This window comes from Pseudoalteromonas sp. PSi26, from assembly GCF_054960575.1.
Genome location: NZ_JBHNYT010000006.1, coordinates 81,615 through 104,268 on the forward strand (window position 1 = coordinate 81,615; position 22,654 = coordinate 104,268).

The 22,654-nt window shown below is 37.8% G+C and carries 16 protein-coding genes; 3 read left to right on the top strand and 13 right to left on the bottom strand.

What is annotated here, in order from left to right:
• Positions 1–26: 26 nt before the first annotated feature.
• A complete protein-coding gene (gene nhaR / locus ACFI34_RS08165; protein ID WP_305398628.1) occupies positions 27–920 on the bottom strand; it encodes a transcriptional activator NhaR in 894 nt (297 codons plus the stop codon).
• 109 nt (positions 921–1,029) lie between these two features.
• On the opposite strand from nhaR, the gene ACFI34_RS08170 reads away from it, so the two are divergent.
• Complete coding sequence (locus ACFI34_RS08170) at positions 1,030–1,341, top strand: hypothetical protein (protein ID WP_008130547.1); 312 nt, start codon at positions 1,030–1,032, stop codon at positions 1,339–1,341.
• A 223-nt stretch (positions 1,342–1,564) separates the two neighbouring features.
• Here the strand turns inward: ACFI34_RS08170 and ACFI34_RS08175 are convergent, their stop codons facing one another.
• From ACFI34_RS08175 to ACFI34_RS08190, 4 genes are all read right to left on the bottom strand, one after another.
• Entirely contained in the window at positions 1,565–3,898 is a 2,334-nt protein-coding gene (locus ACFI34_RS08175; RefSeq protein WP_462673121.1) for a S9 family peptidase, read from the bottom strand.
• Between the two features lie 212 nt (positions 3,899–4,110).
• The gene (locus ACFI34_RS08180; RefSeq protein WP_462673122.1) at positions 4,111–4,689 is read right to left on the bottom strand and encodes a DJ-1/PfpI family protein; all 579 of its coding nucleotides are present in this window, start codon (positions 4,687–4,689) and stop codon (positions 4,111–4,113) included.
• A 112-nt stretch (positions 4,690–4,801) separates the two neighbouring features.
• The gene (locus ACFI34_RS08185; RefSeq protein WP_462673123.1) at positions 4,802–8,002 is read right to left on the bottom strand and encodes a glycoside hydrolase family 2 TIM barrel-domain containing protein; all 3,201 of its coding nucleotides are present in this window, start codon (positions 8,000–8,002) and stop codon (positions 4,802–4,804) included.
• 135 nt (positions 8,003–8,137) lie between these two features.
• The gene (locus ACFI34_RS08190; RefSeq protein WP_462673124.1) at positions 8,138–9,379 is read right to left on the bottom strand and encodes an NADH:flavin oxidoreductase/NADH oxidase family protein; all 1,242 of its coding nucleotides are present in this window, start codon (positions 9,377–9,379) and stop codon (positions 8,138–8,140) included.
• 92 nt (positions 9,380–9,471) lie between these two features.
• On the opposite strand from ACFI34_RS08190, the gene ACFI34_RS08195 reads away from it, so the two are divergent.
• Positions 9,472–9,876 (top strand): MerR family transcriptional regulator, encoded by a 405-nt coding sequence (locus tag ACFI34_RS08195; RefSeq protein WP_008130578.1) that lies wholly within the window; start codon positions 9,472–9,474, stop codon positions 9,874–9,876.
• Here the strand turns inward: ACFI34_RS08195 and ACFI34_RS08200 are convergent.
• The 7 genes from ACFI34_RS08200 to ACFI34_RS08230 all read right to left on the bottom strand — a co-directional run bounded on the left by ACFI34_RS08200 (position 9,873) and on the right by ACFI34_RS08230 (position 19,464).
• The gene (locus ACFI34_RS08200) at positions 9,873–10,136 is read right to left on the bottom strand and encodes a hypothetical protein (RefSeq protein ID WP_462673125.1); all 264 of its coding nucleotides are present in this window, start codon (positions 10,134–10,136) and stop codon (positions 9,873–9,875) included. The genes ACFI34_RS08195 and ACFI34_RS08200 overlap by 4 nt on opposite strands.
• Before the next feature lie 200 nt (positions 10,137–10,336).
• Entirely contained in the window at positions 10,337–10,789 is a 453-nt protein-coding gene (locus tag ACFI34_RS08205) for a GNAT family N-acetyltransferase (protein WP_462673126.1), read from the bottom strand.
• Positions 10,790–10,843: 54 nt separating this feature from the next.
• Positions 10,844–11,425, bottom strand: coding sequence for a hypothetical protein (locus tag ACFI34_RS08210; RefSeq protein ID WP_462673127.1), 582 nt, complete (start codon positions 11,423–11,425; stop codon positions 10,844–10,846).
• Positions 11,426–11,548: 123 nt separating this feature from the next.
• A complete protein-coding gene (locus ACFI34_RS08215) occupies positions 11,549–13,015 on the bottom strand; it encodes a DNA recombination protein RmuC (protein WP_462673128.1) in 1,467 nt (488 codons plus the stop codon).
• A gap of 664 nt (positions 13,016–13,679) precedes the next feature.
• On the bottom strand, positions 13,680–16,826 hold the full coding sequence (locus tag ACFI34_RS08220) for a DEAD/DEAH box helicase (protein ID WP_462673129.1): 3,147 nt from the start codon (positions 16,824–16,826) through the stop codon (positions 13,680–13,682).
• 421 nt (positions 16,827–17,247) lie between these two features.
• Positions 17,248–18,210 (bottom strand): transcriptional regulator, encoded by a 963-nt coding sequence (locus tag ACFI34_RS08225; protein ID WP_462673130.1) that lies wholly within the window; start codon positions 18,208–18,210, stop codon positions 17,248–17,250.
• A 15-nt stretch (positions 18,211–18,225) separates the two neighbouring features.
• A complete protein-coding gene (locus ACFI34_RS08230) occupies positions 18,226–19,464 on the bottom strand; it encodes an AAA family ATPase (RefSeq protein WP_006793244.1) in 1,239 nt (412 codons plus the stop codon).
• 776 nt (positions 19,465–20,240) lie between these two features.
• Here ACFI34_RS08230 and ACFI34_RS08235 point away from each other — a divergent pair.
• Complete coding sequence (locus ACFI34_RS08235) at positions 20,241–21,455, top strand: hypothetical protein (protein ID WP_006793243.1); 1,215 nt, start codon at positions 20,241–20,243, stop codon at positions 21,453–21,455.
• Positions 21,456–21,519: 64 nt separating this feature from the next.
• On the opposite strand, the gene ACFI34_RS08240 is transcribed toward ACFI34_RS08235, so the two are convergent.
• Positions 21,520–22,395 (bottom strand): DNA replication terminus site-binding protein, encoded by an 876-nt coding sequence (locus ACFI34_RS08240; RefSeq protein ID WP_462673131.1) that lies wholly within the window; start codon positions 22,393–22,395, stop codon positions 21,520–21,522.
• Between the last annotated feature and the right edge of the window lie 259 nt (positions 22,396–22,654).

Below are 22,654 nucleotides of genomic sequence, written 5' to 3' on the forward strand. Positions count from 1 at the left end.
TAACTACGTGACGAATAGCGATAAGTTTACGTTGTTTGAGCGTGCTTTATAAATTCATCATAAATACTGTCTTTAATAAGCCTGTCGGGCGTAAAAGCATAATAATGCTGATAAACATTTTCAATTGTACCAATATAATTAACGTCGTAGTGACGCTCTACTTCGGCTCTTACCGAAATAGGCGCAGGGAATATGCCAAACCCTTGTTCACCTAACGACTTCATTAATGCGCTGTCGTCAACATGGCCAGCTATTGTCATTTCAATCTTGTGTTCTTGCAGCCAATAATACATAGCACGCGCAACGGGGCTTTCTTTTGCAGGCAGCACTAAAGGCTTGTTATTTAAAGATTGCGGAAACTGCTTATGTAACTGCGAATGCCATGTTTTGTTTCCAAAAAGAGCGATTTGGCTTTTGCCTATTTCATGGCAAAACGCCTTAAACGATAAAGTGGTATCGAGCGGTTTATCGGCTAACACTAAATCAAGCTTATGAATCGCCATTTGTGCAAGCAGTTCATCTTGTTGGCCATCAATACAGTGTAAGTTGGTAATACGGTCGTTATTAATTAAAGGGGCTAGCCACTTTGACACCAGTGATTTGGGTAACACATCTGAAATACCGACCTTTAACGTTCGTGAATAGTGCGTGGTATCACCTTGCGTGGTTTCGAGCCATTCGTGGGCAATAGCAAACATATCATTGGTGTACTGCTGTGTAACATGGCCAAACTCCGTTAACTGCAGACCCCGCCCTTGGCGAACAAACAGTGGTTTTCCTAGTCGTTGCTCTAAGTTAGTAATTTGTGAGCTGACCGTTTGCGGCGTTAAATTAAGTATTTTACTCGCCGCTGCAATGCTGCCGTGCTTACTTACTTGCCAAAAATAATATAAGTGATTGTAGTTGATGTTGGTAATCATTCGAAAATACCTGTTTTAAAGTAAGAAATAATCAGCTTTTTCCTTTGCCTCTAAGTTAGTAGATTACAGTCATGCCTGCAACATAGGTACTATTAAAAGGTGTAATTGCATGAAGCTAAAACTTACAGTTAAAAACAAGATAATTAACGCTAGTGAAAAGATGTCGCTTTTAAAGCTGATCAAAACACAATTGGCAAAACATGCTTTAAATATTCGCAAAGTGGAGATTCAAATAAATGATCTTTCGAGTGATCGCCACGGCACTTTGCAGCAGTGCAAAATTAATATTCTTGTACCTGGGCTACCCAGTATTAATGTAAATACAAAAGGACGAAGTATGCTGCAAGCGATAAAGCGGGCACTTAAAAGTTTGCAGCACATTCTCGTTAATAAGTATCAACCTTCGCAACCAAGCTCTTAATATCGCACTTGTAGTAGCAAGGATGCTACTTTTTTAATACCTCTCTAATTCCAAGCTATGTTTAGTATTAAACGATTCAATTATTACCATTGAGCAGTGTTTTCTTGTTGGGTTTTGTTGCAATGAGCCCATCGAACGCTTTGAAACCCCCGCACCATTTTGATTAAAAAAGCCGCACACTAATAATGAGTGTGCGGCTTTAGTATTTTACTTTTTAAAGCGGTCACTTGGTTAGTAAGTGCTTTTCAAAAAAGTCAGCCATCATAGTATGGTAATGCAAGGTGGTTCCTTTGCCTTCACGTAAGCTATGTGAGCGGTTTGGGTATGAGAAAAACTCAAACTGCTTGTTGTGCTTTACAAGCTCGTCAATTAATCGCTCTGAGCCTTGGTAATGCACGTTATCATCGCCTGTGCCGTGAATAAGCAATAGCTTACCAGTTAGGTTTTTAGCAAAGGTAATCGGCGAGGTGTTATCGTAACTCTCAGGATCGGTATTTGGGTTACCCGCATAACGCTCTTGATAAATGGTGTCGTACAAACGAATGTCTGGCACGGGTGCTGAGGCAATGCCTACTTTAAATTTATCACCGTGGCGGAACAGTAAGTTAAGGGTTGAGCTACCGCCGCCTGAATGACCCCACACGCCAACGCGGTCAGTGTCTATTACATCCCAACGCTTAGCCATAGCATCTAGGGCGTCTACTTGGTCTTGCACGGTAATTGAGCCAATTTTTTTATAGATTGATTTACGCCAATCGCGGCCTTTTGGTGCACGTGTACCACGGTTATCAACCGATGCCACAATAAAGCCTTTTTGCGTTAACAGTGATTTATACAGGTAACTGTTGCCTTCCCAGCGGTCTTGCACGGTTGAGCCCCATGGTTCGCCGTATACGTAAAAAACAATTGGGTATTTTTTACTTTTATCCATGTTTTCTGGGAACATAATATAGCCTTCAAGCTCGGTACCATCTTGCGCGTTTACATTAAAGAACTCATGCTTTGGTAAGCTTTGCTCAGCAAGCTTTTGTTTGAGCTTTGTATTTTCAACTAAGGTTTTTACATTACTATGATCGCTCACTTTAATGATCTCTTTAGTCGGTGGCGTACCAAATTTTGAGTAAGTATGCATTGCCCATGAGGCATCTTTTGACATGTAGTAACTGTTTGAACCTTCAAACCCAGCAGGTGTGACCCGTACCGGTTTGCTGCTGCCATCAAGCGGTGTGCTGTATAAATAACGTTGACCAGGATCGTTTGGCGAGGCAATAAAATACATCACGTTTTTATCTTCATTGATGGTAAGCATATCAATAATGTCGTAATCACCAGGGGTTAGGTCGATAATAGTTTTGCCATCGCGCGATACACGGTAAAGATGACGCCAGCCGTCGCGTTCGCTATGCCAAATAAAAAACTCGCCGTCTTTTGACCAGTTTGCTTTATAAAACCATTCGATAAACGCATCGTCTTTGTCTTCTAAAATTTTAGTCAGTTGCTGCTTTTGCCAATCAAACAACCACACTTTGTTATGGCTTTGCGGGCGGTTTAAGTCTTGAATCATTAATTCATTACCGGTGCCAGCCCAGCTAATACGCGGAATATAACGGTCGCGGTTATCGCCTTCAAGCTCAGCCCAACGGGTTTGTTTATCAGCAAGGCTTACCACACCAACACGCACGGCAGAGTTGGTTTCACCGGCTTTAGGATAAGGGAATTTTTTAAGAGTAGGGTACAGTTCGTCGGTGTTGTTGATCATAGTGAAAAATTTAACGTCACTGGTATCAAGCTGCCAATAGGCGATTGATTTGTTGTCGGGGCTCCAACGAAAACCATCAGCAATAGTAAATTCTTCCTCGTACACCCAATCAAAATTACCGTTAACAAGGGTAGCGCTGCCATCGGTTGTGAGCGCGGTTACATCGTGACTGCCAACCGCTTGCATGTAAATATTGTTGTCGCGTACGTAAGCCACTTTTGAGCTATCTGGCGAGAACTTAGCAAACATTAACTTAGTTGGCTCAACGTCTTTACCCCCTAATTGCTGTAATTGGTTAGTCTCAAGGTTAAGTAACCAAAAGTCGCCTCGGCTGCGCGAACGCCAAACTTGCTCACTGTTGGTAAATACCATCAGCCATTTACCGTCTTTTGACCACTGATAGCTTTCGATTGCAAATGGCTCGTCTGCGCCCTCTGGCAGTAACTTTTCAAACTCAACCAGCACTTTACGGCCTGTGCCGTCAGCATTGTAAAATACAATGTCGTTGCCTTTTACGCCGTGCTCTTTTTCGTCATCGACGTTGTTATCGTCTGCTCTTTCTTTTTCGCTTTCGCGCTCTTCAAGTACGGTGTAGCCGGTGCCATCATCTAGCCACTTAAAGTAAGTGCTACGCTGGGTTTTAAATTCTTTATCTTTATAAATTTGAGCGAGTGAAAGTGACGTGACTATTTCAGCAGAGGCCAAAGTAGATGGAGTATTTTGAGTCATAGAACAGCCAGATAAAGACAGCCCCGCTAATATAGAAAAAGCAAGTGCCGAGGTTTTAAGTAATGTCATGTGAATCCCTAAAGTGATATTTACTTACTGCTATTATTTTATGAGTTTTGCAATAAGTTGATTTAGCAATACATACTTGTATTAACCAATCTTAATTTAGCAAACTTTTTTGCTTTATATCAGTATGCTTATCGCATAATAGGTACATTTAAGCTGTATTGCTTTTGCTAATCAGTAAACTTCATTTTTTATAATAGGTTGTTAGAGGGTGATTAAATACTTTTGGACCAGGTGTACTGCATTTGTTTTGCTGTTAGCTCTGCAAGCTCAGGGCTTATATGCTCAGCTACTAAATGTAAGCTCATATCGATACCTGCAGAAATACCCGCGGAGGTTGTAAATTTATCATGCTTTACCCAGCGCTTATTACTCATTACATTTAGTAAAGGGAACAAAGCGGCTAGCTCGTTTATATCTTCCCAATGGGTTGTTACATTTTTACCATTTAATAGCTCTGCTTTTGCTAATAAAAATACCCCGGTACAAACTGATGCCACTGCCGGAGCTAACTGAGCTGTGCGCTTTATCCAATCAATAACAGCGGCTTTAGTGAGCTCGTTATTATGGACACCGCCAACCACTAACAATAAATCTATAGGAGGATGATCAGCAAAACTGTAATGGGGGTTTACACTGAAGCCGCCTCTCGCATTGACCGGCTGATTATGTTGCGCGACTAAAAATATATTCCACTCGTTTTTAGCTAAACGTTTAGCCGTACTAAATACTTCAAATGGGCCTGAAAAGTCGAGCACTTCAGCATCATCATATATATAAATACCTATGTTCATTTAACGTTCCTTCTATTTCAAACGCTTAAATTAGCATGTTTAACATAAAAAAAGCCCACTATTTAAGGGGAAAAAGCGGGCTTAGGGTAGTCATTTAAAGCTTTATGTATAGCTATTTTTTAGCGTTTACCTTAACAGCTTCAATTTTATAGCTGTATTTGTAGTCTAACCATGGCAGCTCATATTCGTACAAGGGTTTACTACCCCACGAATCCGTTCCACCCACACCACGCTGCTTATAATCTATATTTACAAAAATGTACGGAGCTTTGGTTAAATCTGTTGGGTGCATATTGCGCCGATTAACTTGTTCAGTACTCTTATCGTAGTCGTGCATATTGAAGAAAGAAGCATTAAAGCCAATTAGGGGATCGCCAGAGAACTTAACACCATAGCCTTTATCATCATAAAAAGTAACGTACCTTACATCCGTTTTATGACCGTTTTCTTGCGGGCGAACATACGGTACACGTAAAGAATCAACGTCAGATTGATATAAGCCAACAAAAGCCGATGACTTACGATCGCTATAGTTTTCGTGAGGCCCTCGGCCATACCACTGTACATTTTTAAAGTTCTCGTTAACAACAAACTGCATACCTAAACGAGGTAAGGCTGAGTACGAATTATGAGGTGCAGCATAAAAGTAAACGTCTACATTAACTACGCCATTGCCATTTATTGTATAAGTTGTGAAATACCTGCTTTCAACGTTATTTAATGTGTGCTCTGTTTCTACTTTGTATTGTGTTGAGGATACTTTTTTACTACTAAAACTAGTCAGTGTTGTATTTGATCCCGCGTGTTGCCACACAGCAAACGAGTCACCATATCCCTTTTGCGGTAAATCATTATCGGTAGGCGCACGCCAAAAGTTAGGCTGCACAGGTTGGTCTACACTATTGGCTAGTAATGGCTTTCTAAAGACATTAATTTCATTTAATAAGCCTGTTTTTTTGTTAAACGTAAACTGAGCGTTTTTAGTAGAAAAAGCTAAAGAATTTTCAGAATCCTTTACTTTTAACGAGGCTGATTTTGTATTATTAGTCAGTGCAAAGCCTGTTAATGCTAGTTGCTCTGACGCAACCACATGACCCGTTGGCAATGTGTTTTTAGCGTTTTTGAGAACAGCTTGTACATTTAAAAAATATTCAATTCCTGCTTTTAGTTTTGTTTTAATTGGCAAACTAACACGCTGAGATGTTTGTGGTTTGGCATTGATACCAAGGTTTGCACCTTGCTCTACTTCAACACCGTTGGCCATTAGCTGCCATGACAAAGTAAAGTCAGACAGGTCGGCAAAAAACTGTTTGTTAATTACGTTTATTTCGTAAGGCGTTTTACTCGTTAACTCAAAGTCGATGTTTTGCTGTACTTGTTTAACCTCCCACAAATAAGGGTAGGGCGTTCTGTCGGCGTAAACTAACCCATTTGCAGCAAAACTTTTTGCGCTTACTGCAAATGGAGGCTCTAAGTCGCCACCATATGCCCAAAAAATCTCACCTTTACTGTTTTTCATGGCAAAAGTTTGATCAACCCAATCCCAAATAAAACCGCCTTGTAACTGTGAGTATTTTTCAAAGGCCTGCCAATATTCTTCAAGGTTACCTAACGAATTACCCATTGCGTGTTCGTATTCAATTAAGATCATGGGTCTTGATACATCATGCTTCGTTTTAGCATAGCGAACAGCCGACTGGATTGGCGCATACATTTGGCCGTATACATCGGTGTGGCGCCTTAACTGTGCTTGTTCAGATACAACTGGAAACCCTGGGGCTTGACGCTTTAGCCAATCGTATGACGCCTCTAAATTAATACCATCGCCCGATTCATTTCCCAGTGAGCGCATTACAACAGATGGGTTATTTTTAGAACGGTGATACATGTTTGAAATGCGATCTATGTATGCATTTTGCCAGCTAAGCTTATTTACCAAATGTGCCGAGGGGTCGTACTTACCTTGGTTTGCAGCTCCCATTCCATGTGACTCAATATTAGCTTCGTCCATAACATATAATCCATATTTGTCTGCAAGGTGATAAATGTACGGATCTTGCGGGTAATGAGCCATTCGTATTGCATTAATATTAAAGGCTTTCATTAATGCAACGTCTTTTTCCATAGACTCTTTAGAAACGACGTGTCCTGTTACTGGGTCGTGCTCGTGTCTATTTACACCTTTAAATAAAACTGGTTTGCCGTTAACTAAAATATTACCATTTTTTAATTCACTGCTTCTAAAGCCTATTGATTTACCGATCCACTCAACAACCTCATCATTACCATTACTTAAGCCTATTTTTAATTTATAAAGGTTAGGAATTTCAGCACTCCAAGGCAGTACATCATTGACTTTAAACACTGTTTTTACTTGCGTACTTTGTTGCTTTTTTATTTTAGGAACTGACAACGTTTTAGTAATCATTACATTATCGTTTGCGTCTAACAGTGAAACGAGTAAGTCAAAGTTAGTTTGGGTTTGCTTAGTGTGGTTTTGTACTGTTGTGGTTAGCGTTAGCTCACCGTTTATGTAGTTGTCTATCAAAGTGGTATTAGCTTCAAAATCACTTATACGCACTTTTGGCGCTGCATATAAATATACATCGCGCTCAATGCCACTCATACGCCACATATCTTGGCATTCAAAGTAAGACCCAGTTGAATAGCGGTAAACTTGTAATGCTAAGGTATTTTCGCCTTTAGAAACGTATGGCGTAATATCAAATTCGGCAGCAGTTTTAGAGTCTTCTGAATAACCAACTTGATGACCATTTACATAAATATAGAACGCCGACTTTACCGCCCCAAAATGAATAATAATTTGTTTATTATTCCAGCTTTCGTCAATGGTAATTATTTTTCGGTATGAGCCAACAGGATTATAATTACGCGGTAGCTCAATTTGCTCAGTATTAGGTATTAAACAGTAGTGAGAGTGATAAAAAGGAGAACCGTAACCATTTAGCTCCCAATTTGCAGGGACGGCTATTTCATCCCAGCTTGCGTCATTGTAGGTTACTTTTTCAAATCCATTTGGTTTTCTACTAGGAGAGTCAACCCAGTTAAACTTCCACTGCCCATTTAGTAATTTATAGTTATCTAACTGCCAAGGCTCCAGTGTAAATGCGCTTTGCTCATTTGCTGTAGGGTAATAGAACGCGCGGGCTGGGAGTTTATTGACTCTAAATATACTTGGATCTTGCCATGCCTGCGCTGCTTGCTGTTCTGTTGCAATGCTTGGCAAGCTAATTATTAATAAATGAAGTCCCCAAAAGCATAGAAGCTTTTTTAGATAACCTTTAAGCCGCATTCTGTTCTCCTTTAAATAATTTGTCATATAAATATGCTAATTAAACTTTAGCGTATTTTTAACAATTAAGAAACCTAATTAATAGAGACTACAACGGCGGCTATGGGGACTATTTCTAATCAACTAAGTGTCAGACTATTCAATAAAACGTTTTTTATAGCGCTTTGTTAATTTTATGGCTCTAATTTGGTCGCCAATTAAAGTAAATACCGCTGATGCATTTATTTTTGCAGGCTTGCCTTGGCCCATTCGGCGAATTTGCCTTTTTACTAATGCCATGGTGGCAAGGCCTGCTAGGGTTTTATCTTTTAGAGTAACGACAGGTAGTGATGCAATAAAATTAGGCTTTGTTTGCCAAATTTTGGCCAGAGAAGGGTAATATGCAAACGCAGTTGCCATCCCAACAAGCCCCACACCTGAGCTAACAACCGTGTTTGCTACACCTAAGCGGCTTATACCACCCGTGGTCATAATAGGAATACTTGATTGTTCACTAATTGTTTTGGCAAATTCTAAAAAGTACGCTTCACGAGCGAGTGTACGCTCATCGGCCGTTTTACCTTGCATAGCAGGTGCTTCGTAACTACCACCCGAAAGCTCAACAAAATCTATATTTAGGTCACTTAATAGGGTAATTACTGCTTGGGCGTCGCTAGGTTCAAATCCACCGCGTTGAAAGTCAGCTGAGTTTAGTTTAACCGATACAGAAAAGTTACTTGCGCAACTAGCCTTAATCTTTTGCGTTATTTCGGTTAATAAACGCGCACGATTTTCAAGACTGCCGCCGTATTTGTCATCACGCTTATTGGTTAAAGGCGATAAAAACTGGGCTAATAAGTACCCATGAGCCGCATGTATTTGTACACCATCGAACCCTGCTTTTTGTGCTTGCAACGCCGTATTTGTAAATCGCTCAATCACATCATTAATTTCGTTGTGTGTCATTGCTTTTGGTTGGTCAAATAAATGAGAGTGTTTACCCATGCTTAGTGGCACGTTAGAGGCTGACAGCACTTTTCCACCCATTTTTTTAAATACTTGGCGACCTGGGTGATTAATTTGCATCACAATTTTACTGTCGTTTTGCTGCCCTAAACGCGCAAGCTCCGCAAAATGCGTTATATCGGTATTATGCTCAAGCGCAAGGCCACCGGGGCCAGTCATAGCTAAATGATCAACCATTACATTACCGGTAATAATTAAACCAACCCCACCCTCAGCCCATGCGTTGTAACAATTTTTAAGTACTTGAGATGGTGTGAGATCGGCTTGAGCTAGATTTTCTTCCATGGCCGCTTTTACTAGCCTATTTTTTAATACTAAACCGCTAGGTAAAGTAACCGATGTAAATACACTCTGTTGTTGATTTTTTGGCATGTTAGGAACCAATTAAATTGACATTAACGCCACTATAACTTTAAAGTCAGCTTTAAGGTCAAGGTAGTATTTATAACTAATTTAGGACCACTATGAAAATAAGTGAGCTTGCAAAACTTGTTGGCGTTGCCCCCAGTACAATTCGTTATTACGAAGGCAAAGGTTTATTACCAAAAGGCAGCCGCAACAGTAATGGATATAGGCAATACGACCATTCAAGCATTGAGCAAATAAAAATGATTAAGTTTGCACAAAGTTTAGGGTTTTCGTTAGAGGAGATACCCACATTAAAAACGCCAGAAAATGATCTGGATCACACTGTTATTATTGAGCGTTTGCAGCAAAAGCAAAACGAAGCGAATGCGCTGATTGCTCAGCTGCAAAAAAAGTCGCAGCGTATCGGTGATTTAGTCACGCAATTAAATGCAAGCTGGTCAAATGGACAATGTTTAACACAACAACAAATGAGTGATTTATTGGATGAGGTTCAGTTTTAACGGTTAGGTACTTTGATGTGTGTTAAGAATACCCAAGCAAAAAACATCATAAACACAAAATCGTTGATACCGTAAATACTGTAAAAAATCCCCGCGAATAAATCTTTATCGTAAACGTCATCAAGGTTATTGTTTGCTAACCATAATGACCAAGCAACAACATAAACCAGTTTTTCAATTACAAAAGCGCCAGCTAACCACTTTATATTTGAGGTAATAAAAGCACTAGCCAAATATGCTAAGCCCCATATAACAATCATTAACAAGCAAAATTAGACATAACAACAGGGTCTAGTTCGTTTATCATGGAATTTGAAAAAAACCTCGAGAACAGTAAAACACCACCTATATTCATGGCCGCAGCCATAATAAAACCAAATTTAATTAGTTTATTTTTTGTCATGTTTTTTCTTCCTATCAGGCTTATTAATTAAAGCGGAAAACTTAATCACATATTTTGTTAGTGAACTTCAAGCTGCATTGCTGTTTTTAAAATACCATGTGCGGGCAACCATTGTTTATATTCAGAAAAGCCATGTTTTTTATATAAATTTATTGCTGGCGTATTTGCTACAGCCGTTTCTACTATAGCTTTATTATACGTATGCAAAGTAAGCGCATGAGCAATTAGCTTACCTGCGATTCCTTTTTTAAAGTAGCGCGGGTGCACTGTTAAGCTTTCGATACTTAAGCACTTATTTTTTACTGTAATTTCTATGACCCCCGCAAGCGTACTCTCACAATAAAAACCATAAAATAGCGCGTTGCTGCGCACAATGGCATGCTGCGTTCTACTAAGAGGAGGAAAATGTTCAATCTTTATTAAAAGGGCCTCTATTTTATAGGCACATTGAAAAACGTTATAAATTTGCTCGGCAACAGAAGGAACATCATTTTTTAGTTGAGTGATCATTTTAATTTCACTTATTTATTTTTAGATACTGCAGCTATTGGAAAAAATGAATTATTAATTGGTATATTCAATTAGCTCTTCAACGTATAAATACCCTTTTTGACGCTGAGTTAACTTAATGAATGTTTTTAGTGTTGGTGCATACAAGTGTATGTCTTGTGTGTCGGCTGAATAGCCTCTCGAATTAGTAATTTTACCCGTGTACTCAATGGTGTAGGCTTTATATGTGCCCGCCTCTACTTTTTCATCTTTAAAAGAGACAACTTTAGCGTTTTGAATTGTTGAGCCTTTGGTGCCATCTTCGCTTTCCCAGTGCTCTTCAAACACCCATGTTTTGCCTACATATAACGGCCAATAATAACGCGAGGTTTTGTTGTTATTTGGTTTTGTTAATACCTTTAGTAACGTAGATCCCTTAGCCGTTAACATACTAAGTGCGCCATTTTCGCTGACTATTTGTTTAGTATCGGTGCCTTGTGCACGTATTTCATTGCTAGGTGTTACCCCTTTATATTTCCATACCCACTTTTCCCCTTCACTATAATCAGCTTCTGTTGGCTGATACGCTTTTTCATTTGAAGCTTGGGCAAAAAAGCTTAATAGGCTTAAGGCAAAAATAATAAATTTAGCGTTCATTCGCGTTGTTCCTTTTATTGATTTTTGTATGTGTGTTCAAGCAAATAATTAGGTGTATTGACCTGAAAAAAGTGAGAGAAATAGCGCTTACAATTTATAAGCGCTTTTATAAAGCTAAAAGGACTAATCTAACTCTAACTGTGCTCGCTCTACGCTCTCGTTGGGTAACTCTTTTTGAACAGATACACCAAGCTCTTTAAATTCGGCGGCTTGTTTAATTAAGTTTCCCTTACCTCGGTAAAGCTGAGAAAAGGCCTTGTCGTAACTTTCTTTTGCTCGGTCTAATTGTTTACCAACACCTTCCATACTGAGTAAAAAGCCATTTAATTTGTTGTAGAAGCGCTCTGCACGATTTGCCAGTTCCTTTGAATATTTAGTTTGCTCTTCAAAACGCCAAAGCTGTTTAACAATATTTAAACTGGTTAACAGCGTAGTGGGAGTAGCGACCAGAATGTTTTTTTCTATCGCTTGTTGATAAATATCACTTTGGTATTTAAGCGCCTCTACAAAGGCTGACTCTATAGGTACGAACATAATGACAACCTCTGGTGAATTTAACCCCGGGAGGCGGTCATATGATTTACTGGCTAGTTCGTTTATTCGAGCCGTAACTGCATTTACATGCTCTTTAATAGCTTGATTAGCATCAAGTTCATTTTCAGCATTTACATAACGGGTGTAGGCATTAAGGGATGTTTTTGCATCTATAACTAAATGACGCTCTTGTGGTAAATACACTACAACATCGGGACGTAAGCGGCCGTCTTCGGTATTAAACGACACTTCACGCTTGTAATCAGTACCGGCGCGAAGGCCTGCGCTATCGAGTACGTTTTCAAGCATTAGCTCTCCCCAGTTACCTTGGGTTTTCTTTTGCCCTTGCAGCGCATTGCTTAGTTTATCAGCTTGCTCAGTGATAGATTGGCTTTTGGCTTGTAAGTGTAAAAGCTCTGTTTTTAACTGAGCTCGTTGTTTTAAATCTTCAACATGAATCGACTCCATTTTATCTCTAAAGCCTTTTAACTCACCTTGAACGGGTTTAAGCAGTTGTTCAATACTTTCTTGGTTAGTCACTTTAAAGCTTTGGGTTTTTTCATCGAGGATTTTATTGGCTAAATTTTCAAACTCTTTTTTAAGTACGTTTTTACTTTCTTCTATTTGGGCTAACTGCTCAGTAAAGCTTTGCTGCTTTTGTTCAAGCATAGTTCGCATGGAGTTAAGCTCGACATCGCGTTGATTATATTGTGCACGCAACTGTGTTAATTCAGTTTCGGCTTTTTGCCAAAACTGATTGTATTGCATGCTTTGTTTTTCTTGTTCACTGGAACGCGTTTTAAAATGCTGCGCTTCATCGCGCTGTTCTTGGTGGCTATGCTCAAGCAACTCATGCTCATCTTGTAAGGCGCTAAGTTGCTCTGTTTTGTTATCGAACTGGCTTTGTAATAAAGAGAGTTGCTGTTGTTGCTCGTTAATTGTTTTTTTTAATTTTCTGCGAGGCAAAACGCCAATAAGACTATAAAGCACAACACCTGCCGTAACCCCTACAGCTGTGCTTACCCAATCAATTTGGGTGAGTATTTGAGTAATCATAAAATAAACTTATAAAATTTATGGACATGCCATCATAACGAATAAGTTTGAACAGAAGTAGGGGGTAACAAATAACAGCCATAAAAAAAGCCAGTTCAAATGAACTGGCTCAACCATTACTAAATAAGTAACACAACAGGGGAATCAACATGAAAACTTGAATTAACTGCAATTAATCAACAAGCACAATAGTAGACACCCTGTTTTGAATTAAGTTCATTAAAAGATCAAATTATTTTAAAAAACTGATCTTTGGCAAATAAAGCATTAAACGCTAAAAATTAAACATAAAAAAAGCCAGTTCAAAGTGAGCTGGCTTGATCATTACTAAATAAGTAACTAAATGGGGGAAATCAACATGAAAACTTGTATTAACTGCAATTAATCAACAAGCATAATGGTAGACGCCCTGCATTCGAATAAGTTCAAAAAAGATCAAATTAATTTAAATAACTTCAGCCACGATTAATAAGCAACTAAACACTAAAAACAGGCATAAAAAAAGCCAGTTCAAGATGAACTGGCTTAATCATTACTAAAAATTAGTAACTAAATAGGGAATCAACATGAAAACTTGTGTTAACTGCAATTAATCAACAAGCATAATAGTAGACGCCCTGCATTCGAATAAGTTCAAAAAAGATCGCACTAATTTTAAAATAAATTAATTTTTTATAAGTGACAGCATTTGTTGCTCATCGAACTGTGTAAAACTCATTGATTTTTCGGTAAATAATGCATCAACAAGTGCTTGTTTATCTTCTTGCATTTTAAATACTTTTTGTTCAATTGAATGACTCATAATCAACTTATAAACAAAAACTGGGTTTGTTTGCCCAATACGATAGGCACGATCGGTTGCTTGTTTTTCTACTGCGGGGTTCCACCATGGATCGAAATGGATAACCGTATCGGCTTGCGTTAAATTAAGCCCAGTGCCGCCTGCTTTTAAGCTAATTAAAAAAACAGACGTTTTGCCACTGGTAAACTCATCAATAACTCTATCGCGATGGCGAGTTTGGCCTGTTAATAAACTAAAGTTAATATCCAACTCACTTAATTGCTTAGCAATTAAATCTAACGCTGATGTAAATTGACTAAATATAATTACTTTACGCCCCAAACTTAGCATTAAAGGAAGGTGAGTAGATAACCATTCTAATTTGGCAGACCCGGCTTGTGTATTGGGTTCAATGAGCTTCGGATGACAACAAATTTGTCTTAGCTTCAGTAAAGCCTCTAAAAAGGCAAGTTTACTTTTTTGAACGCCTTGCTCAGCAAATAGATCTAAGAGCTTTTCTTCAAGGGCACGTGTTATCCCTTGATACATTTCTTTTTGTTTGGGTTCAAACTCAAACTCTTTAGTTATTTCTGTTTTTTGCGGCAGTTCTTGCGCCACTTGTGCTTTTGTTCGGCGCAGTATAAACGGCATTATGAGTGCTTTTAATTGCTCTGCACGCTGCATGTCGGCCTCACGCTCAATAGGCGTTTGAAAATGTTGTTTAAAATGAGCCTGAGAGCCTAAAAGAGAGGGCATAGCAAAGTCGAGTAAAGACTTGAGTTCAAGCAAGTTGTTTTCGATTGGGGTACCGCTTAAGCACAATTTAAAATCAGCATTGAGTCGTTTTACCAATCGGGATACTTGCGCCGTGTCATTTTTAATATATTGCGCTTCGTCTAGCACTATATTTTCAAAAAAAAGCGGTGAATAATAAGCTATATCACGTTTTAACAAAGGATAAGTAGTCAGTATGCATTGCGCTTGCGCTAGGTGTTGCAGTGGCTCGTTACGGTTAGACCCAAATATGGTGGTTACCTTTAATCCTTTGGTAAATTTAAGTATTTCGTTTTGCCAGTTACTGACTAAACTGGTTGGACACACGATTAGTGTAGGACCTGCCTGCGGACGATTGTACGTACTAGTTAAAAACGCAATAACCTGCAGTGTTTTACCCAACCCCATATCGTCGGCTAAAATGCCTCCAAGTTTGTGGCGTTTTAAAAAACTCAACCAATCAACACCTTGCTGTTGATACTCTCTAAGTTCGACAGACTCATTTAAACCATGCAGAGATACACTAGGCATTGTTTTATGTGTATTGTTAAGCTCCTCAAGATAGAGCTCTAGTGAATCGTCGTGCAGCTCAACATTAATTGCAGTGTGTTTTACAAGTTCTGGCAAGTACGAAAGCGGTATATTAAATTCGTCACGTGTTTTTACAAACTCAAAACGTTGCTTAAAATCAGACAAAACGTTCATGGCTGACCTATTAATAACACCAAATTGGCGGCCAACAGGGTAGTAATGAAATAACTCGCTTTGTCGATTTAACGATTGATAAAGTGAATCTTCGTTGCTAAAAAGTTGTGAAAGCTTGCTGCTGTTAATAAGCACTTTACAGTGCATTTGATGCCCTGCAGCTCTATTAGCAATCAGTGTAACTTCACTTTGTGGATTGGCGATATCCATATTACCAATAGTTACTTTCCAACCATGTTCTTTAAAGCTCGGAAATACTTCGTAAGTTAACCAGTGCAAATGAATTGCTGATTGCTTATTAAAAGTAAACTCACTTTGTAAACCCCCTTTACAAAACTCAAAACCTAAATTAATTAGCTCATTGGTTACTGTGTTTTCAAACGCGCTGTTAATTAAATTATTTGGCGCTGTACCTGCGGGGTAATGTTTATTTTTATACTTAAATGATAAAGACAGCCTTAAACCAGCCTCTTCCATAGTCACTTTAATTACTGCATTACTCGCTGTATGCGGTAAAACAGATTGCGTATTGGTAGGATGGGGAATAACACCCGCACCAAAGTTATCTGCAAGCTGTTTATAAATACGGTCGAAATTAGGGCTGTGTATTGCAGGCATGGTTTGTAAGTGGGCTATTTCATCGCCACTTAACGGTGTGCGTATACGGCCAACTTTTAAGTGGTCAAGGTCAAGGTATGTAGGAGGTGTAGTTTTGAGTACCGCCCAATTTTTACTTTGTTCTAAATTAACGACTAATTTTGTAAGCTCTTTTTCTTGTTGCCAATTAAAACTAAGCGCCTGGCCACTTTGAGGCTTTATTGCAGTTCGAGAACGATGCAAAAATAAGCGCTCGGTTGCAATCAACTGCTGTAACGCGCTAAACCCCCATTGACCTTTTAACTCAAGACTACCAACTGCATTTTGTGAACGGATCCAACTATAAAGTCTAAAGTCGCTTTCAAGTAAATCATTTGGCGTTATAAAGCTATTTAATTGCTGGTCGGTTAGATTGCGCCCTAAGGTATAATTTTGGTCTTTATTGTAATTAGCAATTTTAGGAGATATAAATACTTTTTTATTTTCAACACTTAATACAAAAAGTAGTACTTGAGACGGTGTTGTTGATTCGGTACTTTTAAGTGTACTTAATTCGCTGAACCAATCATTTATAAAATAGTCTTCGCCATACTCACCGGAGTGCTCAATTTTGAGCTTTAACAAAATGGCTGCTAGGTGTAGGCATTTAGATTTGATATTACAGGTACAGTGGGTATCAACAGAATAACCTGTTGGTAATTTACTGATCTCGATTCGCTGATTATAAGAGGCGCCGGTATCACTTTGAACGGTTGAGTCTATCACCGAAAAGTCACTGTTATGTTCTAACCAGGCGATTTTACCACTTTTATAATACGCTTTACCCTTTGCCAACACATTTGGCTTAAACAGTTTATTTATAAAACGCTCAGATAGAGGAAACTGGGTAGCCTGCTCATTTTTAATTTCTTCAAAAATAGCCAGTAAATCATTTTTTGATAAGTTAGCAGACATGTCACTCAAAGGATTAATTTTTTAAAATAATTTTCCCAGTATATGCCTTATAAGCGCTGAGCTAAAGCACTATTCACTGTAATGTAAACTGGTTGGAGTTGATAGGTTAGTAAAAATTCGGTTTATGATGTTAAACAGCAGCGTGATTTAAAAAAAAGTAACCCACAAATAACAAACAAACTATAAACACCATATGCACAATGTAGGGGCTTTACAGATCATAATTTTACTAAGAGATAAGCTAATGACAGAAAAAAGACTAGAAAGTGGGTAGTAGTTAGTAAAAAGATGATCTCATTAAGGCGACTTGAGTGAAATCGCTATGACAACACGAATATAGATCAAATTTTTACTAACTAGACAGACTAGTAGATCATAGTTTAACTAACTTATAGGACCAAGCAGATCGTTATTTTACTAACTAATTAAATGCACTTAATAACTTAGTCAACTGCTCTAAACGTTTGTCGGTCATCACTTTATTATTAATTTTAATCGACACATCGCCACTTTTTAAGTTTCGTTGCAACATTACATACTCGTTTTCCAAAACAGCTTCTTTCTTTGAAGGGGCTTGAGGTTCTGCAGTCAATAACTTAGTGATAGCCATAGCACGCTTGTCGTCACTTGTGATTGCGTTTACCTCAGTGTTACTAGCAACATCAGCTACTAACTGGCTAAAGCTCTCAGCATCGCGCTCCTTGGCAATAACAAGCTTTTTAGCGACTTCTCTACCAACGTGATTTGCTGTTGGATACAAAGCAATAACAGAAGACGGTATTTGCTCATACGCTTTTATTGCATCTGCAATTGCTGTGTGGGATACACCTTCAATGGCTGCAATTTCGCGATACGATCCTTTTTTACCTTGTTCAAGAAGTTCGTTTTTGGTTTGTTGATAAGCTTGACCTAATTCCCATAAGCTAGGGGCTATATATTGGTCAGACGAAACAGCTAAAATTTTAGCATCTTGCTCTGTGAAGTCGCTTGAACTTAAAACAAGATAATCTGCATTACCTAAAATACACGCCATTCTGCGGCGAGAACCAGCGAGTACTAAACTTGTATCTCCTTGCTCCCAAAGCAGAGCAGGATGCTGATTTCGTCCGTCTTCACGAATAGCAGGAAGAATATCCGACACCGATTTTTCATTTAAAAGCGACTGAACACGACGGTTTTTGCCATAAACATGAGTCGTTTTTTCAATATCAGCATGTGAGATTACTTTACAAACAAGGGTAATTTGTCGCGAAGAATCACTCGGAGCTGGCATTTTAATTACATCGCCAGCATTAGCTTGTTCTAAAAGAGCATCAAGGCTGCTATTTCCTACAGCTGTTGCAAATGGGTCTAAGCGGGTGTCATTTTTACGTTTTTTAGCCATTATTATTTAACATCCTTACTTAGGTGTATTTAATTTTGATTGAGTTGACTGCCAATTGGATCTGATCAGCATTTCAAGTTCGTCAACAACATCTTTAATATTTTCTTGTGCACGCATAAGAGACTCGCGACTTGCTAAACTGTCTGATGCTTTTTGATCAAAAATCGTATTAAACGATGATGAGCTCGCCGTGATGGCTGAGCTGTGGTTAATTGGGTAACTCATTACTTGGCGACCAAAAGCACTACGTACATCTTTAACAATGTCACGTTGTGAATGGTTACCTTTTACATAATTAGTAACTAAAAACTGCATAAAGTCCCAACCTTCGTGGCCAAGTGCTGCAACAGTATGATAAATCTCACCTAAACGTTTTAAGTATTTATTATTAGCATCAAAGTCAACAGCTTCTGGATGAACAGGTATTAACATAGCTGTAGATGCCATTAATGCATTATAAAACATAAAGTTGAGGGTAGGGGCAGTGTCGATTAGTAATATGTCGAACTCGTCTTTTACCGGATCAATTACCTTTTCGAGTAATTTGTGGTAATGACGTGTTTCTTCATAATTTGAGGTGTCTTTAAGTAAAGTAGCGGTTTCGTGCTCAAAGTAAAAATCATCCATACCGGAAGGTAAAACACGAATATTAGGAATATGTGTTGGTAGAAATGAACTTGAAACAAATTCTGGCCAGGTTTCACCGTCGTCTAAGTCGATACAATCGCGCATTAGATCTCCGACAGTAATGGGATCGTGTTCACTTGATGGGAAAAAACTCGATGAAGAACCTTGAGGGTCTAAATCTATAATCCCAATCCGGTATCGCTTAATATTAGTGGTGGCAAGTGCCGCTGCAATATTAACCATACTGGTTGTTTTGCCACAGCCCCCTTTGAGTGAATTAATAACAATAACTTGTAGTTTATCACTATCAGAACGGTGATCTGGCTTTATGTCCATAATATCTGCCATTGCAAATATATTAACCAATGTGTAAGCATAATGGCCGTTAGCGCCCCGTTTGATATTCAAATCGTCAAAGTCGCCATTATCATGACGACGTTTTAGTGTACGATTGTTACATCCTAATAAATCAGCGGCTGCTTTTTGGGTGTATGTTCTTAATTCTTTTTCTTCTGATTTAAGATGAGCGCGATAATGTTGAATACGTCCTTCTAATGACTTTTCAGCAACTTCGGCAGTTGCTTTTAAAAGTCGATAGGTATCAAGCGCATTATTGTTAATTGACATACTTTCCTTCCTCAAAGTTAAGCAATTAGTATAATGTCCATTCAAATACCTGTAAACAACTATTTATGACGACATGTATTTTAAAAAGAAGACATCATAATATAAATTTACACCTTTAATATTGCTTAGTATAAATAAAGAAGTTTAAAGGTGGTTAAATATATAAGGTAATAAAGGTTAAGAGGTTAAAAGTGTAGTTTAACTATATGATAAATATAAATAAACTATAAAAAGTTAGATCAGCATTATACGTGGTTAAGATCAGATCTTTAATAACTAACAGATCAGCATTTTATTAACTGCTAAATAAATTTTATAGTTATACACAGCTTACCCTTAAGGTTATAAACAAATAGGTCGATTAAGATCATGCTTTTACTAAGTAAATTAGAATGTTATGCACCGTTCAATGTAGAAAAAGCAGTAATCAATTGGTATAGATCTGATCTGTAGTAAGTACAGATCAGATCTATGCTAACTAACTAAGTCCTTATCCACAGGCTAGTATGAAAAAGAGCAAATTTGTCGTGCTTTGCAGTCTAAATTTAGCATAGCAGTGGACAAATTTATAACCGAGTTAGTAAAAATGAGATTTGAAATACACGTACTTAGTATAATAATGATCTTAAATTAAAGAAAAATGCTAGTACTTAGTATAAAACTGATCTGAGAAGATTAATTAGAGCCAGATCGCTTTTATACTAACTTAAACATTTAACTTTTTTTGTTTTATGTGTTGTTATTAGCTGTCGCAATAATAAATGGAAATAAGAACAATGAGCCGAAAGGTCAACATCTCGGTAGATAACTTGCCTGATACACTAAGAGGCCAAATTCACGGGGTGGAAAGTGCAATTGATAATGAAAGTTTAGCACTATTTACAGATAATAAAGATGTTCGCATTTCTATTGAGAATGCAGCTCATGGTTTACGTGCCTATTCAAATACATTTAATCATTACGATTTATGGGGACGTTTTGTTCGATCGGGTCATAAAAAACTTCCATTAGAAGAAGCGCCTAAAAAAACAATTATTACGCGTAAGATATCAGAAAAAGTAGATGGTATTTTATACGATGGCGAAATAAAAATAACACCCGCCGTTGTTAGTACTCGTAAAGACGGTGAAGATATTGAATACCTAGTATGGCCATCGGATAGAGAAGAAAAAGTAGAACGAGCTCTGATCCGGTTAGCCTCTAAAGGTAAAATAGTAAAAATAAATTTTAAGTCCGGTATTCAATATGCCGTTGTTTTTTCGATGAACGAATTAGCACAAGAACTTAAAGCCGTTGGTCAGTCCATGCCATATCCTGCAATTAAAGAATCACTTGAAGCACTTCAAGGGTCAAAACTTTCATTTAAATACTCTGCAACAGATACTAAAAATTCAGATATTGATGATTCATTCTACGAGTCAAATATGAATTTTTTATCGTCTTTGCATTTTAGTGGGAAAAAAGGTCAGGGCGGTAATGTTAAATGTGTTGCCTGTTTAAATGCTTTCGTTCATAACATGATCGATAACTTAGAATATAAAGGTTATTATTTTAACAGTGCCCAAGAACTAAAGCGTGGTTTATCGCGTTGGATGATGCTGCGCTTATATCACTTATGGCGCTACGCGGCACCAGGTAAAACATATCATTTTAGATTACTATCTATTATGGAAAAATATGGTTCGATATACTCAACCGACAACATAACAGAAAACAAATTAAAAGCATTACGTCGTGATATGACAACTACCATGAAAGACCTTATAGAAAAGGGTGCCATTTCAGAATACAGCATCACCAATGTTAAAGACGATAAAACAGGTAATATTATAGATTACACCTATGAAATGCATCCGTCAGATCAGTTTTGTGATGAAATACTTACATTAAATAAGCATAACAAACGTATTGAAATTCAAGGCGGAAAACGCATAGTTGAAAATGCCGTTTTAATTGATGAAGATAAAATAGAAGAAATAGTCGAAAAATAGTTTATTATTTATCTTTGCTATTACAAATACTAAAAGGCCACTTAATGTGGCCTTTTTAACATAATTAATTTGTTACTTGTTCAAGGTAAAGCCTATCAACCAAGAAATCATAATCTCGTTTTCGAGGATGACTATCTGGCTTTTCGTAATCTGGCAAAGTTCCTATTTTAACATCGGGCTCTGGGTTTATTAATATAAATGGTAATGCAGCACTAACGTGGTAACGATTTTGTGCTGTGTATCTAATATTTACTTGTGGGCTAACTCGAGTAGGGCGTCTTATTCTTAGTTTATCTCTTTCACCTAAGCTAGCAATCCTCATTTGTTCTTGAGCAACCAAGGATTGCCACTTTTGCTGATCGATCATTCTTGGATTTGTATAACCTGCAGATTTACTCAACATTTCAAGAGCCATTTTTTTAGTGAGGGTTTTAGTCGCATGTTTGTGCATCCATGTAAATCTAACAGAAAAAGGAGATTCACTTTCACTGTGTATTTTTCTGTATGCAGCTAGAGTAATTAAATTTGGTACTGCATTATGAACAGCTTCAAAACGAGCGTCGTTATTATCAATGCCTAGTATACATTCTTTAAATGCTGCTTTAGCTTGATTTACCTGATTAATCCTATCATTGAGCTCCTGTTTATTAGCGTTTTTAATAACTAACAAACCAGGGTGCCTTTTAAGTACTCGGCTACTTAACCCCGACTTTGTATACATATCAGTAAATGAATTAAGAATAGCTCGTTGGGCATCATCTCCCGCTAGTTTTGAAACGGGTATACTTTGCGGGACATTATTTTCTTCACTAGTAAGAACCTCAGGCAATTTATAGTATTCAGCTTTTGAGTATTCACATTGTTTGAGTTCATCAATTAACAATGAGGTAAGCTCACTCATTAAATCAAACTGACTTCTTATTTTTATTTTAGAGACCATCACACACCAAGAACACATCTTACTTTAATCAGAAATGATACTAACCTTTTACTCTGTTAGCTAGTCTTTAATAAATTCTCTGCTGCTTAGATTAACTCTTGTTATAAATATAGTATGATGTGTTCTTTATAATTTAACTTATAAGCTATTATTTATATTAGATATTATTAATGTTAGAGGTCGGCCGCTTAAACTAGGTTGTGCTCCGCTAGCATATATAAATATAAATACAATCCTCATGATTATAATTTTTAAAATC